This window comes from Bacillus cereus group sp. BfR-BA-01441 (assembly GCF_022663075.1).
In the GTDB taxonomy this organism is placed as follows: Bacteria; Bacillota; Bacilli; order Bacillales; family Bacillaceae_G; genus Bacillus_A; species Bacillus_A cereus.
In genome coordinates this window covers 41,882-55,975 of sequence record NZ_JAKUEU010000005.1, presented here as the reverse complement: position 1 = coordinate 55,975, position 14,094 = coordinate 41,882, and the positions used below count along the sequence as shown (strand labels likewise).

Here is a 14,094-nt window from a genome sequence, read left to right as displayed (position 1 = left end):
AGACTGGCGTACTTCCCAACTCAATTCTTAATAACTTCTTTCGTTAACCCCTTCGCCTTCTCCAAAGCGTTTTTGATTTGTTCAAACCCAGTCCCGCCAGCACTGTTACGACGCTTTACAGCTGCATATGGTGACAGCACTTCATACAAATCTTCTTCAAATAAGGAGCTCATTTCTTTATATGTTTCAAGAGAGACATCTAATAAATAAATTCCTTTTTGTGTGCAATATAGCACTAACTTTCCAACAATTTCATGAGCTTGACGGAATGGTAGTCCTTTGTTCGCTAAATAGTCAGCAATTTCTGTTGCGTTGGAGAAATCTTGCGTCACAGCTTGCCCCATTTTTTCTTTGTTTACAGTCATCGTTTCAAGCATGCCCGCTATAATATGAAGGCATCCTTCTACTGTTTTAACTGTATCAAACATTCCTTCTTTATCTTCTTGTAAGTCTTTATTGTAAGCGAGCGGTAATCCTTTCATTACTGTGAGTAAACTGAATAAATTACCGTATACTCTGCCTGTTTTACCACGGATTAGTTCCGCCATATCCGGGTTTTTCTTTTGCGGCATAATGCTGCTTCCCGTTGCATATTGATCGCTCATTTCAATAAATTGAAACTCTTGGCTACTCCATAAAATAAGTTCTTCGCAAAAGCGTGATAAGTGCATCATAAGCATAGAGGAGTTACTTAGGAACTCCAGTATGAAATCACGATCGCTTACTGCATCTAAACTATTTTCATAGATTCCATTAAATCCAAGAAGCTCCGCACTATACTCTCGGTCAATGGGGAATGTCGTTCCAGCTAACGCTCCTGCTCCTAATGGCGAAATGTTAATACGTTTTAACGAATCTTCATAACGATTCACATCACGCTCTAACATCCAAAAGTAAGCGAGAATATGATGAGCAAATGAAATCGGCTGAGCACGTTGCAAATGCGTATAGCCAGGCATAATGGTTTCAATATTATTTTCTGCTTGATGAACAAGAACAGTTTGCAATTGCTTTGTAGCTTTTATAATATGTTCTACCTTTTCTTTTAAATACAAATGCATATCTGTCGCTACTTGATCATTACGACTTCGGCCAGTGTGAAGTTTTCCTCCTACTTCGCCAATTTGTTCAATTAACATTTTTTCGATGTTTAAATGAATATCTTCTGCTTCTACTGAAAATTGTAGCTTATTCTCTTTTGCTTCTTTCAATAAATATTGAAGACCTATCTTTATTTTCTCTGCTTCTTCTTGCGTAACGATGCCTTGCTTTGCTAGCATCGTGACGTGCGCAATACTTCCTTTTATATCTTGATTTACTAATTGTTGATCGAAGGAGATGGATGCTCCGAACTCTTCAACCCATGCTTCCGCTTCTTCTGTAAAACGTCCGCCCCAAAGTTTGTTCACGCTTCCACCTTCTTTTGATTCACTTGGCTGTATACTTTCGTCGGTAAACCGAATAATGAAATGAATCCAACTGCTGCATCATGATTAAATTCATCTTGAGCAGTATATGTTGCTAATTTTTCATCGTATAAAGAGTATTCAGATTTACGTCCTTCTACAATCGCATGACCTTTAAATAATTTCACACGCACTGTACCTGTTACATTCTTTTGCGTTTCTTGTAAAAATGCATGAAGCGCTTGTTTTAAAGGCGAGAACCATAAACCATTATAAATAAGTTCTGTTATTTTCTGTTCAATCACTGGTTTAAAATGTGCTACTTCTTTTACGTGTGTTAAATCTTCCAACTCTTTATGCGCAGTGATTAACGTCATTGCTGCTGGGCATTCGTATACTTCACGAGATTTAATACCGACAAGACGATTTTCTACGTGATCAATACGTCCAACGCCGTGTTTTCCAGCAAGCGCATTTAACGTTTTAATTAATTCTGCAAGTGAATATGCAGTGCCATTTAAAGTAGTCGGTACGCCTGCTTCAAATCCGATTTCTACAAACTCTGGTTTATTCGGTGTATCTTCTAATGCCAATGTCATCTCATATGCATCTTCTGGCGGCGCTGCCCATGGATCTTCTAAAATTCCACATTCGTTGCTGCGTCCCCATAAGTTTTGATCGATTGAAAACGGGCTATCTAAATTAATCGGAATTGGTACATCGTTTTCTTTTGCATAGGCAATTTCTTCTTCACGTGACCACTTCCATTCACGTACAGGTGCAATCACTTCTAAGTAAGGATTTAATGCTTGAATAGAAACTTCAAAACGAACTTGATCATTTCCTTTCCCTGTACATCCGTGTGCAACTGCAGTTGCGCCTTCTTGTTCTGCGATTTCTACTAATTTCTTCGCAATAAGCGGACGAGATAATGCAGAGACAAGAGGGTATTTCCCTTCGTATAATGTGTGTGCTTGCATCGCCATCAATGCATATTCATTCGCGAATTCTTCTTGAACATCAATCATATATGATTTAATTGCACCTACTGAAAGTGCCTTTTCTTTTACAAATGCTAAGTCTTTACCTTCCCCTAAGTCTAAACAAAGCGCGATAATATCATAATTCTTCTCTTGTAACCATTTAATTGCAACGGAAGTATCAAGACCTCCGGAATATGCTAATACAACTTTTTTCTTCTCCATTTTGCATCCCCCTAAGAATAAATATTCATTTTCTTTTATAATAATTCACACTTTACCACCTTTCACAAAATGTATCAAGAGTCATTTTCAAATTTTTTCAAACAATTTCGTCGAACTTCTTTCTGTTTTTCTGTACAATATAAGCAGGACAACGGGGGTGAACTTATGGAAAAGTATTTCTTATACGATGATCATCTAGGAATTGAAATTCCTCATTTACAAGAAGATTGGGAAGATATCCCCGAAAAAATGCAGCATGCTATTTTACTAAGGTGGGAACAAGTTCGCGGAAAGATTCCTGATCGAATAAAAGAACTCGAGCACTCTATTAATGCAAAACAGCATCATTTAAATAACGAAGAAGACTTCGAAATTTCTTGCAAATTGAATTCAGAAATTGCCGATCTCGCTTCCATCATTAATGACCTTTGGCTTTGGTATCGACTCACTCAAAATGTATCTGAGGGGAAAGCACACCAATGAAAAAAGCATGCCCCTCAATTACTTTGGGTCATGCGTTTTTGTCGTAACATGATTTACAATATATTTCTTGTGCTGTTTTCGCCAAACATACATCGAATGGACCAACTAATATACTTCTTTCTTCCGGCAACTTTACAAAAGCAACAAGCTCTTCTTCATATTGAATTTTTTTCTGACATGAAATGCATATTAATTCTTTTCTTTTGAACATGTCTTTTAGCATACCTTCACTCTCCCCTTCATCTATCTATATTAATATAATCTCATAACAGTTAAGACTTGTAAAAAAATGACACATTCCGAATCGAATGATTCATATACTATGTACAAAGGGGGGTCTAAAGCTTATGCGTGCTTTCGTTATTATTGCTTTAACTTTTTTAAGTGTGATTAGTTGGGATGCGTTTTTTAAAGATAAAAGTGATGAAAAGAATACAACTGAATAAAACCCTTTTTTTCTTACTTATTGGACAAACCGTTACAAACTGTCCAATCCTCCGAAATAACTTAGGCTTTTCTACAAAAATATTTAAACATAACATTTTTTGTAGATTCCCTCCGTTTATTGTCGGTTTCCATCCGCATACATTTTTTAAAAGTATGATATAATAGTATAAATCTTGAAGGAAGGGATTTTGATATCATGATCGCTCGAAGGAGCATGTGGCATCGTATTGACGAATCATACACGTAGCGTATTTTTTAGCTCAGATACTTTAGTCTAGCGAAAAAAATACGAGAGTGGGGAAATTATGATTGCCCGAAGGATAATTTGGCAAAAAAAAGACTCTTCTTACACATAGCGTTTTGTTTAGGACTTAATTGTTACTAACTAAACAAAACAAAGAAGAGCAGGATTGCTAAATGACGAATCCTACTCCACGTTTTGTTTAGTCGTTTTAAGACTTAAACTAAAACGAAGGTAGGGAGAATTGATGGACGAGAGGATTATTCGTTATTTCTTCAGCGACATATAGCGTAGTTAGTTTTTTCGTAAACTAACTGAAAGCTACATGTGAGCTCGTAGTTAGTTTACAACACAAAAAGGACTACTAACTACGGAAAGAAGGAATAACGATGAGGAACATCCAAAGTCGGCAAATTATTAAAGAAATTTTTATGGTTTTAATCGGTTCATTTATTTTAGCAGCAGCGCTATATCACATTCACTTCCAAAACCACTTAACAGAAGGTGGCTTTGTAGGAATTGCACTATTCATTCAAAACTTTTATGATATTTCACCATCTATTTCAACTGTATTAATGGATATCCCAATTATTTTACTGTGCGCTTCATTTTTAGGTAGAAAAATGGTTGGTTATTCATTCCTAGGTTCAATTTCATTCGGAGTATTTTATTCCTTTATGGAAAATTATTCTCCATTTACGGTAGATTTATCAAATAACTTATTTATAGCTGCAGTAGTTGGCGGTGCGTTAGCTGGTATTGGACTCGGTTTTATATTACGATTTGGCGGTGCAACCGGTGGAGACGATATTTTAACAATTGTATTAAGTAAACGAACTCGTTTTACAATTGGGCAAATTTTCTTCGTCTTTGACGCGATTGTTCTTGCGCTTTCATTATATTATTTAAATTGGACAGAAATTGCTTTTACTATTCTTTCGATTGCCGTACAGGCAAAAACATTGGATTTAATTTATTATCCAAAAACAGAAAAAACAGCAGAAAAGCAGCCAGTATCTGTTCCAATGTCCAAAAAACATGCAACGAATTAAAAAAGCGAAAGGCTTCGGCCTCTCGCTTTTTTTATGCTCTTTTTTCTTTCTCGACTATATGGCGCACTTGATAAAATCTATTTGCAAATTCAGTAACGTTTCTTGTTAAACGATAATTCACTGTAGATCCAATTGCCATTCCAATTACCGGTATACCTTGGAATAATTTACGACGAAGAGCATAAATCGAAAATGTCTTCAAAATTTGTTTTAACACAACCTCAGTAGAAGCTGTTTGTAGCACTGCTTCGTCTCCTTCGTAAAAGAACGAATCTTCTTGCTCCAGCTCTTGCAATAAATTGTACCATGCATATTGCTGAAGTCTTCCTGGTAGTAATGACGCATGAAACACCTTTAACGCAAGCATCATTTCATACGGCTTGTTCACATCATGTCCAAATGATGTTGCAATAAGTTGGACTGCCTTCACATTTAACGCGATCATAACCGGAAAATCCGCCGTTAATAATAATAAACCTCCAGCACCTGTTGCCCCACCTTGTACAAATGAATATAGACGATGACGTGCTGTTTGCTGCTCTGCTATGTATGTTAATTGATCAATAGATAATGCTTTCAAATCTTCAAGCTGTTCAATCGATTCATCAAATAACCTTGATGTTCCTAAAATCCGATTACGTGCATCTAACTGTGCTTGTGAACTTTGAATAAATGCATGCAAATGAAAGAGCCATCCATCTGCTTTCGTGAAGAATTCTTTTCGCTTTTTCTCAGGTAATTTCGCAACTGTAGCATGTAACCATTTATCAAACACTTTTTGAAAATCGGTCGCTTCTTGCTCAACTAATTGCGCTTCCCATTCTTTTATATTGTCTAAAATGGCTTGTTCTCGCTTCGATCGCATCGTAACAACCACCTCGTTCGATTTTTTTCTATTGTAACATATTTCTGCTTATTCTTTGCAAATATGCTTGTCTATCTTTATTCACATACCATTTTTGAATGGCATAAAATATTAACAAAAAGGATGAGATAAATCACATGAATCTATCCGATATAAAAAAAGAATATAATGCGGTATTCAGCTTAGGACAAAACTGCTGGCCCGCTTGGGCATTATATCAATTAGAATTATCACCATTTTTTGGCGTTATTGATTTTATGCTAAGTCCCTCATTAGAAAAAGTGAATGTATTATTACAAAATCGATTTGACCGCTTTTTAAATTTCGAAAATTTATCCTTCATCTCATTTTGGGATGATGATGCAAAATTAAGATTAAGGGACAACCTTTATGAAATTGACTCCTGTCATGACTTTAAAACAGATGTAAATACACCAACTTCTTGGCCTTCTTATACAGAAATTAAGTTAAACTATGAACATCGTATTAATCGTTTTCTAGCTACAATTGAAACGGCAGAATCCATATTATTTATTCGAACTGGAGGAACATATGAAGAAGCATGTTCCCTAGAACAAATTTTATCTCAAATCGTTACACATACATTCTCTGTCCTGTTACTAATTCCTGCCGATATACCAACTATCACCCAAGAAGATTGGGGATTACAACGTATTTGCGTTATGAAATGTCCTATTATGGATGTATACCAATACAATGAAGCATTTTGGAAAGACTTATTTGATGGAATTACAATTAGACCGCACACTTAAATACACGATACTTTTATCACACCATACATTATAATCGTCCTTATACAAAACAAATAAGGAGTGATTCTATATGTATCCACGTGCAAAAGCTTTCGGTCTTGCTATACATCAAGATCGCCTTCTCGTACAAGAATATTATACAGAAGGCGAAATATATTATCGTCCTCTTGGCGGTTCAATTGAACTTGGTGAAAAATCAGCACATACTGTTATTCGGGAGTTTAAAGAAGAGCTTCATACGGAGATAGAAATCACCAATTATTTAGGGTGTTTAGAAAATGTCTTTCATCTCGATGGAGACATTGGTCATGAAATCATTCAACTATATTCTTTGCGTTTATTAGACACGTCACTATATGAAATGAAAATATTAAATATACAAGATGAAGAAACAGTAGCGTATGCGAAATGGATTCCTATTACGGCATTCATTCAGAAAGAAAAAATATTATATCCAGATGGAGTTTTAAAATACATCCAAAAGAAAAAAGACGAAATCCTATAGGATCTCGTCTTTCTTTTCATATATTAACCAATATCTCCAAGACGTAGTACGTCACGAGCAATCATAACTTCTTCGTCAGTTGGAATTACGATAATTTTTACTGGAGAGTGTGGGAAGCTGATGAATGCTTCTTCACCGAATACGTTATTACGTTTTGCATCGAAGTATACGCCCATGTACTCAAGGCCTTCTAATACACGCTCACGAATAATCGCACTGTTTTCACCTACACCAGCTGTGAAGATGATTGCGTCTACACCTTTCATACGAGCAGTGTAAGAACCGATGTATTTGTGGATACGGCTTACGAATACATCAAGTGCTACTTTCGCACGGTGGTCGCCTTCTTCTTCTTTCGCAATGATGTCACGTAGGTCACTAGAGTAACCAGTAAGACCTAACATACCACTCTTCTTGTTTAATACGTTAACTACTTCTTCTACTGTTTGGCCTGTTTTTTCCATGATGTATGGAATTAACGCAGGGTCAAGGTTACCAGAACGTGTACCCATTGTTACACCAGCAAGTGGTGTGAAGCCCATAGAAGTATCGATAGATTTACCGCCTTCTACTGCTGCGATACTTGCACCGTTACCTAAGTGACAAGAAAGTAAGCTTAAGCTTTCAATTGGACGACCTAATAATTCAGCCGCACGCTCAGTTACATATTTATGAGAAGTTCCGTGGAAACCGTATTTACGGATGCCGAATTTTTCATAGTACTCATATGGTAAGCTGTATAGGAATGCAGATTCCGGCATTGTTTGGTGGAATGCTGTATCGAATACTGCTACTGCTGGTACGTTTGGTAATACTTCTTGGAATGCTTTAATACCAACAACGTTTGCTGGGTTATGAAGTGGTGCTAAATCGCTTAATTCTTCGATATCAGCTAATACTTCATCAGTAATTAAAACAGAGTCAGCAAATTTTTCGCCGCCGTGAACAACACGGTGACCGATACCGCCAATCTCATCTAGAGATTTAACGATTCCGTTTTCAGTTAACTTTTTAAGAAGCATATTAACTGCTACTGCGTGATCTGGAATGTTTGTAATTTCTTTTTGTTTTTCGCCATCTACAGTAATAGTGAAGATACTATCTTCTAAACCGATACGTTCTACTAAACCTTTTGTTAATACTGTTTCACTTGGCATTTCAAATAATTGGAATTTTAAGGAAGAGCTTCCTGCGTTAATCGCGATGATTTTTGACATCTAGTCTTTCGCCCCTTTTTCTCTTGGTAGTTGTGTGGATGTTTCCACAAACCGCTCGATTTTATCTGATCAAATTCACCAAATATGAAAACGTTTCATCATTAGCAAATTTTATACTCACGATTTTAATTTAAACATCGTCCGACATATATTTCAAGTGAAAAAATTGTAACACCAAGAAAAAATATATATTACAGATTTCAAAAAAATTCAGTTAAATCTTGTATATATTTAAAAATATGACATATTATATAAAACTGTACTACATGAATCACTAATGCTGTTACATATACCCAGCTTTATTTATGTGTTGCAAACCAAGTATTTAATTGATCCATAATGTCTTCCATCGCCTTCATGTTAGAGAATTTAGGCAACTCCACTAATAATGCCTGTTTTGGCATTGTTACATTAGCGCCTTTCTTTTGGAGAACAAATATACTTTTTGCATTTTTCTCGTTTTTAAACATGGAAACAGGAAGCTGTAATAACCCTTGAATAAAGCATGTTTCTTTAATAAATGCATGTAATTTTGGTGCCTGGTCACTTTCAAAAATGAAGTTTGGTACTAAGAAGAATAAGTAACCGCCCTCTTTCGTATGTTTCACACTTTGTTCAATAAATAAGTGATGGGCATACGACATTCCTTCATCTGCTTTTAATTTATATTCACTTGCACCGATTTCGTTTGGATAATAACCAACCGGTAAGTCTGAAACGACTGCATCAACTGGATCGATATAAAGTGGTGCTAGTCCATCTTGATGGAAGAATTCGATTGCATGCTTTTGTAAATTTGCATTTACTAAAGCAAGTTTAATTAGCACTTCATCCACTTCTACACCAAATCCACTCATTGTTAGTCCTTCTTTGGCGCTATTAAACACTGTAGTCATTAAATTACCTGTTCCAATTGCAGGATCTAAAACTGTGATCTCGTTTTGACCTTGCATAAATTTATGGAATAAGTAACTCATGAACATTCCAACTGCATCAGGCGTCATTTCATGATTCGCTTGTACGCCTTCTTTCATTCCTTTTAAGATGGCTAACTGAAATGCTTTACGAATTTCTTCACCTTTATATGTTTCTTCATTAAACGTACTATATTCACGATTCAGCCTTTCAATTGCTGATTCGGATAATTCCTCTTGTAAAATCGCTCCCTCAAACAAGTTATCACCTGTTTCTACAAGCGCCTCTAAATATGTTACATCTAATTCTTTACGTAAAACTACCGCAGAAGAATCAAAAATAGAAAATAATGTTTCTACTGTCTGACTCACGTACATTCCTCCTTCTCTCTTTTACACATAACTTATATCATACCACAAAGTGATTTTTTCCAAAAAGAAAAAGCGACCTCCTGTAAAGAGCTCCCCTTTAGTTATATATGATATAACGTTTTTTCTCATATATCGATGCTGTTACAGAGCAATATATGAGAAAAAACGACCTCTTTATAAGAGGTCATTCTCTTCACATTACTTCGCAGATTTAGCTGCTTCTAATGCTTCTTCATAGTTTGGATGGCTTGTACCTTCGCTTACGTATTCTGCGTAAACTACTTTGTCATTGCTATCTACTACGAATACTGCACGAGCAAGTAAACGAAGCTCTTTCATTACTAAGCCATAAGCTTCACCGAATGAAAGGTCGCGGTGGTCAGAAAGTGTAACAACATTTTCTAAACCGTTTGCTGCACACCAGCGTTTTTGAGCGAATGGTAAATCAGCGCTAATTGTTAATACTTTCGCGTTTTCAATACCTGCTGCATCTTGGTTAAAACGACGTGTTTGTGCATCACACACACCTGTGTCGATTGAAGGTACAACACTAATTAATTTCACTTCGCCTTTGTATGTTTCTAAACTTACTGGAGATAAGTCGTTTGCTAATACTTGGAAGTTTGGCGCTTGATCGCCAACTTTAACTTCTGTTCCAACTAAAGTCATTGGATTACCTTTAAAAGTTACGTTTGCCACTTGAAAATCCTCCCTTATTTAAACAAAATATGTACAATGTAAATGATAGTTTGTCCCTATCGATAATGCAAATAAAATCGCTTTATTTACAAAAAAATTAAAGAAGCTAACCTATTGATTAGCTTCTTTATTCGTTAAATTTGAAATTCAGGATCATCTTCTTTTCGTTTATCCATCATTTCTTTCACTTTATCAACAGCTTGTGGCGCTAATTCAATTATTTTATCGATGACGTGTGTTTGTTTATCTAAGTGCAATACTTTCACACCATCTCCATTTATAACAAGAAAGGCAACAGGATTAATAGAAACTCCTCCACCACTTCCCCCGCCAAATGGATGACGACCTGAATGTTCTACTTTACCAAATTCACTTCCACCAGCAGCAAATCCGAAACTTACTTTCGAAACTGTAAGAATTACGCTTCCATCTGCCGCTTTAATTGGGTCACCAACAATTGTATTTACATCAGTCATTTGTTTTAAATGCTGCATTGCTGTTGTCATTAAACCTTGAATTGGATGGTCCATTCTATATCCCCCCTATGCTTGAACAGATTTTTCTGTCATACCAGATCTTTGTCTTCTCATAAATACGAGTAATTTGACGCCAGTTTTTATAGCGCGGAATATACGAAAAGATGCTGTTAACTCGCATCTTGATGCAAATCCTTTCCCTTGAAAAACTGGGGTAATTTCAAATTCTGGTACGTCGACAATATGCATATATTGTCCGACAACTCCAGCAGCCATACCTTTTGTCCCCCATGCATATCCAGTGACAATTCCAGTACTAGCTGCATCGCCTGCTCCAATTTGTGTATGCCATTTCCAACCATTGATTTTCACTCGTTTGAGAAAATCTTTAACAATAGTATGAACTTCTTGAAGCTTTTTTATCAGTTCACCAATGCTGTCAAGTTGCGCCATAATTTTATTATCGAGTCCGCCGTCCTCTTCAGCTTTTTCGATTTTCTGTCCTGTCTTTTTCTGCTGTTTTTCAATTCTTTCCAACACATCAAATGTATATCGAATCATCCATATTTTCACTTGAAGCAAACATTGCTTTTCCATTTCTGAATATAAAAATGTCACCTTAAGCTTTATTTTCGACAATAGTATAAACAAAATAAAAAGAAGAAGAATTATTATTCCAATTACGAGCCACTTCATACGTATCATCCTTTCACTCCGTACCCATTATCGACAAGTTTATTCATCGTTAAACAGAGTTCTATAAGATTGAATATAAAAATTTTTCTAAAAATAAAAAGGTATTTTGACAATTTATATCGAAATATATTATTTGAACATATCATCAGGGAACGGACTCTAATGATATGTAGCACGAAAAACAGAAAATTTAACTGCAGTGGAGGGATACATAATGGCAGATCGTCGCAATTTATTTTTCTTTTATGGTGATGACAAAGCAACGCTCGTTAAAAAAATGAAACCAATCTATCGTATTTTAGAAGAGAATGGATTTACCATATTAGATCATCCAAAAAATGCAAACGCTATCGTCAGTGTTGGAGATGATGCAACCTTCTTACAAGCCGTTCGTAAAACTGGTTTTAGGGAAGATTGCTTATATGCAGGGATTTCTACGAAAGATGAAATTTCGTTCTACTGCGATTTCCATATTGATCACGTTGATACAGCCCTTCAAGAAATTACAAAAAATGAAATTGAAGTGCGAAAATATCCAACAATTCAGGTAGATGTAGATCACAGTACATCTTTCCATTGTTTAAATGAGTTCTCATTACGTTCTAGCATTATTAAAACATTCGTTGTAGATGTTCATGTTGATGATTTATATTTCGAAACATTTAGAGGGGACGGTTTAGTAGTTTCTACCCCAACAGGAAGTACTGCTTACAATAAATCATTGCATGGTGCAGTTGTTGACCCGCTTATCCCATGTTTCCAAGTAAGCGAACTAGCATCTTTAAACAACAACACTTACCGTACGCTCGGTTCACCTTTCATTTTAAATCACGAACGTACATTAACTTTAAAACTAAGACCAGACGGTAACGATTATCCTGTTATCGGCATGGATAACGAAGCGCTTAGCATTAAACAAGTGGAAAAAGCTGTTGTACGCTTAAGCGATAAACAAATTAAAACAGTTAAATTAAAAAACAATTCTTTCTGGGAAAAAGTACAGAGAACGTTTTTATAAGATTAAAATAACCGCAGAATTATGGAATTCCATAATTCTGCGGTTATTTATTTACCCCGATTGACGCGAACAATACTCTCTTACTATCCGGCCGTTATTCTTGTCAGTTTTTGTCGGTAATTCGATATATTCCGAAAACCGCTCATATATTTTTACGCATCTTTTCTATAGACAACTTGGCCATCTATTACGGTCATTTCTGCTTGTACTTCTTTTATTTCTTCTGCCTCAATTTCAAAAATATTGCGGTCTAATATTGTAAAGTCTGCTTCATATCCTTTTGTAATTTGCCCTCGCTTCGCTTCTTTTCCAATTGCATAGGCACTTCCTGTTGTAAATAAAGAAACAGCCTCATATACCATTAATCTCTCCTCAGGCATATAGCATACACCGTCAATAAAACTTCTACGTGTAACAGCGCTATATATGCCTAGAAACGGATTTACTTGTTCAATGGGAGCATCTGAGCCACCGTTGCAGTGTAATCCTGCTTCCAGTAACGTCTTCCAAGCGTACGCATAACGAAGACGGTGCTCGCCTAGTTTTTCAATGACTGACGGAAAATCTGATGAAAGAAAGACTGGCTGTATATCGATAATGGCTTGCAAGTTTTTCATTCTTTCTATCAACTCTTCACGAGCAAGCTGACAATGAATAATGCGGTCACGTAACCCTTCTGCTGGTGGATATAATTCGAGTGCATCAATGACATATTCAAGCGATAAGTCACCGATAGTATGAATCGCAACTGGCATATGTAAATCTCGTGCTTTCTTTACTAATTCCGCAAGTTCTTCACGTGAGAAAATCGCAACTCCATTTGTTTCCTTCGCATCTTCATACGGTTCACTTAATAATGCTGTTCTTCCGCCAAAAGAACCGTCAGAGAAAATTTTCATTGCTCCAAATTCAATATAATGTTCATTTTCATATTCTTTTCGTTCATGTGCTACTTCATGGTGAACGAGCAAATGGGCTTTAAATGGCATTTCTTTTATAACGTGAGAAAACGCATTATATGTTTTTCTAAAACCACCATAATAATTTAAATCTTCCGTATGCCCGCCAACAAGTCCGTATTTCCAGCAATCTTTAATCGCTGTTTGCAGAGCTCTTTGTAAATAAGCTTCATCAATTTCTGGCTGAACATGTTTAATTAATTCTTGCCCTTGTTCATATAAAAGCCCTGTTAACTTATTTGATGAATCCCTACCAATTTTCCCGCCTTTTGGATCTTCTGTCGCTGCTGTTATATTCGCTTCTTGCAGTATGTATGCATTCACCCATGTAACGTGACGACAAACTCTCTTTAATAAAATGGGATGTTCTTTCGAAATTTCATCTAAATCACGCGCGTGAACATCTTTCGTATCTGTAAAGTTATTTTCATTCCATCCTTCTCCAATAATCCAAGAGCCCTTTGGAGCTTCTTCCACTCGCTTCTGAACAAGAGTAAGCACTTCGCCATAAGATGTACAATTTGATAAATCTAGACGGAGTAATCTCTCTCCATGCCCAATAAGATGCATATGACTATCAACGAGACCTGGGATCATTGTTTTGCCTTTTAAATCGTACAATGTAACCGCGGCATATTGGTTTTCTAACTCTTCTTTACTTCCAACATCAACGATCGTACCGTTTTCAATGTAAACAGCGTCCACTTTTTCATTTTCTTCTCTCATTGTGTAAATGGTGCCGCCATACCAAATTTCTCCCATATAT

General features: G+C 36.1%; 15 protein-coding genes. 5 read left to right on the top strand and 10 right to left on the bottom strand.

Going from position 1 to position 14,094, the window contains the following annotated elements; all coding sequences use genetic code 11:
- Positions 1-20: 20 nt before the first annotated feature.
- Positions 21-1,409 carry an argininosuccinate lyase gene (gene argH / locus MR107_RS03885; RefSeq protein ID WP_242292067.1) on the bottom strand — a complete coding sequence of 463 codons (1,389 nt, stop codon included), beginning with the start codon at positions 1,407-1,409 and terminating at the stop codon, positions 21-23.
- Complete coding sequence (locus MR107_RS03880) at positions 1,406-2,611, bottom strand: argininosuccinate synthase (protein WP_000412315.1); 1,206 nt, start codon at positions 2,609-2,611, stop codon at positions 1,406-1,408. Before MR107_RS03880 ends, argH begins: the two co-directional genes overlap by 4 nt.
- Before the next feature lie 165 nt (positions 2,612-2,776).
- Here MR107_RS03880 and MR107_RS03875 point away from each other — a divergent pair, with 165 nt between their 5' ends.
- The gene (locus MR107_RS03875) at positions 2,777-3,094 is read left to right on the top strand and encodes a hypothetical protein (RefSeq protein WP_000417207.1); all 318 of its coding nucleotides are present in this window, start codon (positions 2,777-2,779) and stop codon (positions 3,092-3,094) included.
- Between the two features lie 28 nt (positions 3,095-3,122).
- Here MR107_RS03875 and MR107_RS03870 read toward each other — a convergent pair whose 3' ends face one another.
- Positions 3,123-3,317, bottom strand: coding sequence for a hypothetical protein (locus MR107_RS03870; RefSeq protein ID WP_242292066.1), 195 nt, complete (start codon positions 3,315-3,317; stop codon positions 3,123-3,125).
- 854 nt (positions 3,318-4,171) lie between these two features.
- Here MR107_RS03870 and MR107_RS03865 point away from each other — a divergent pair.
- Positions 4,172-4,834, top strand: coding sequence for a YitT family protein (locus MR107_RS03865; protein ID WP_001244515.1), 663 nt, complete (start codon positions 4,172-4,174; stop codon positions 4,832-4,834).
- Positions 4,835-4,865: 31 nt separating this feature from the next.
- Here the strand turns inward: MR107_RS03865 and MR107_RS03860 are convergent, their stop codons facing one another.
- Complete coding sequence (locus tag MR107_RS03860; RefSeq protein WP_001256850.1) at positions 4,866-5,699, bottom strand: EcsC family protein; 834 nt, start codon at positions 5,697-5,699, stop codon at positions 4,866-4,868.
- A gap of 137 nt (positions 5,700-5,836) precedes the next feature.
- Between MR107_RS03860 and MR107_RS03855 the strand changes: the two genes are divergently transcribed.
- Positions 5,837-6,472: a DUF1796 family putative cysteine peptidase gene (locus MR107_RS03855; protein WP_001053728.1), complete on the top strand. Its 636-nt coding sequence runs from the start codon at positions 5,837-5,839 to the stop codon at positions 6,470-6,472.
- 70 nt (positions 6,473-6,542) lie between these two features.
- Positions 6,543-6,977, top strand: coding sequence for an NUDIX hydrolase (locus MR107_RS03850; RefSeq protein WP_000283485.1), 435 nt, complete (start codon positions 6,543-6,545; stop codon positions 6,975-6,977).
- A gap of 23 nt (positions 6,978-7,000) precedes the next feature.
- Here the strand turns inward: MR107_RS03850 and ackA are convergent, their stop codons facing one another.
- From ackA to MR107_RS03825, 5 genes are all read right to left on the bottom strand, one after another.
- Positions 7,001-8,194, bottom strand: coding sequence for an acetate kinase (ackA, locus tag MR107_RS03845; RefSeq protein ID WP_000034575.1), 1,194 nt, complete (start codon positions 8,192-8,194; stop codon positions 7,001-7,003).
- Positions 8,195-8,493: 299 nt separating this feature from the next.
- A complete protein-coding gene (locus tag MR107_RS03840; protein WP_000084367.1) occupies positions 8,494-9,480 on the bottom strand; it encodes a class I SAM-dependent methyltransferase in 987 nt (328 codons plus the stop codon).
- Positions 9,481-9,678: 198 nt separating this feature from the next.
- A complete protein-coding gene (gene tpx, locus MR107_RS03835) occupies positions 9,679-10,179 on the bottom strand; it encodes a thiol peroxidase (protein WP_000024526.1) in 501 nt (166 codons plus the stop codon).
- 134 nt (positions 10,180-10,313) lie between these two features.
- On the bottom strand, positions 10,314-10,709 hold the full coding sequence (ytfJ, locus tag MR107_RS03830) for a GerW family sporulation protein (protein WP_000350003.1): 396 nt from the start codon (positions 10,707-10,709) through the stop codon (positions 10,314-10,316).
- Positions 10,710-10,721: 12 nt separating this feature from the next.
- On the bottom strand, positions 10,722-11,360 hold the full coding sequence (locus MR107_RS03825) for a DUF2953 domain-containing protein (RefSeq protein WP_002164419.1): 639 nt from the start codon (positions 11,358-11,360) through the stop codon (positions 10,722-10,724).
- Positions 11,361-11,565: 205 nt separating this feature from the next.
- On the opposite strand from MR107_RS03825, the gene MR107_RS03820 reads away from it, so the two are divergent.
- Positions 11,566-12,369, top strand: coding sequence for an NAD kinase (locus MR107_RS03820; RefSeq protein WP_242292065.1), 804 nt, complete (start codon positions 11,566-11,568; stop codon positions 12,367-12,369).
- A 152-nt stretch (positions 12,370-12,521) separates the two neighbouring features.
- On the opposite strand, the gene MR107_RS03815 is transcribed toward MR107_RS03820, so the two are convergent.
- Positions 12,522-14,090, bottom strand: a complete 1,569-nt coding sequence (locus MR107_RS03815) for an amidohydrolase (protein ID WP_000503978.1) — start codon at positions 14,088-14,090, stop codon at positions 12,522-12,524.
- Positions 14,091-14,094: the final 4 nt, after the last annotated feature.

Coding starts and splice junctions, on each gene's coding strand:
- MR107_RS03880 (WP_000412315.1), bottom strand. CDS start 2,611: ATGGAGAAGAAAAAAGTTGTATTAGCATATTCCGGAGGTCTTGATACT.
- MR107_RS03875 (WP_000417207.1), top strand. CDS start 2,777: ATGGAAAAGTATTTCTTATACGATGATCATCTAGGAATTGAAATTCCT.
- MR107_RS03870 (WP_242292066.1), bottom strand. CDS start 3,317: ATGCTAAAAGACATGTTCAAAAGAAAAGAATTAATATGCATTTCATGT.
- MR107_RS03865 (WP_001244515.1), top strand. CDS start 4,172: ATGAGGAACATCCAAAGTCGGCAAATTATTAAAGAAATTTTTATGGTT.
- MR107_RS03860 (WP_001256850.1), bottom strand. CDS start 5,699: ATGCGATCGAAGCGAGAACAAGCCATTTTAGACAATATAAAAGAATGG.
- MR107_RS03855 (WP_001053728.1), top strand. CDS start 5,837: ATGAATCTATCCGATATAAAAAAAGAATATAATGCGGTATTCAGCTTA.
- MR107_RS03850 (WP_000283485.1), top strand. CDS start 6,543: ATGTATCCACGTGCAAAAGCTTTCGGTCTTGCTATACATCAAGATCGC.
- ackA (WP_000034575.1), bottom strand. CDS start 8,194: ATGTCAAAAATCATCGCGATTAACGCAGGAAGCTCTTCCTTAAAATTC.
- ytfJ (WP_000350003.1), bottom strand. CDS start 10,709: ATGGACCATCCAATTCAAGGTTTAATGACAACAGCAATGCAGCATTTA.
- MR107_RS03825 (WP_002164419.1), bottom strand. CDS start 11,360: ATGATACGTATGAAGTGGCTCGTAATTGGAATAATAATTCTTCTTCTT.
- MR107_RS03820 (WP_242292065.1), top strand. CDS start 11,566: ATGGCAGATCGTCGCAATTTATTTTTCTTTTATGGTGATGACAAAGCA.
- MR107_RS03815 (WP_000503978.1), bottom strand. CDS start 14,090: ATGGGAGAAATTTGGTATGGCGGCACCATTTACACAATGAGAGAAGAA.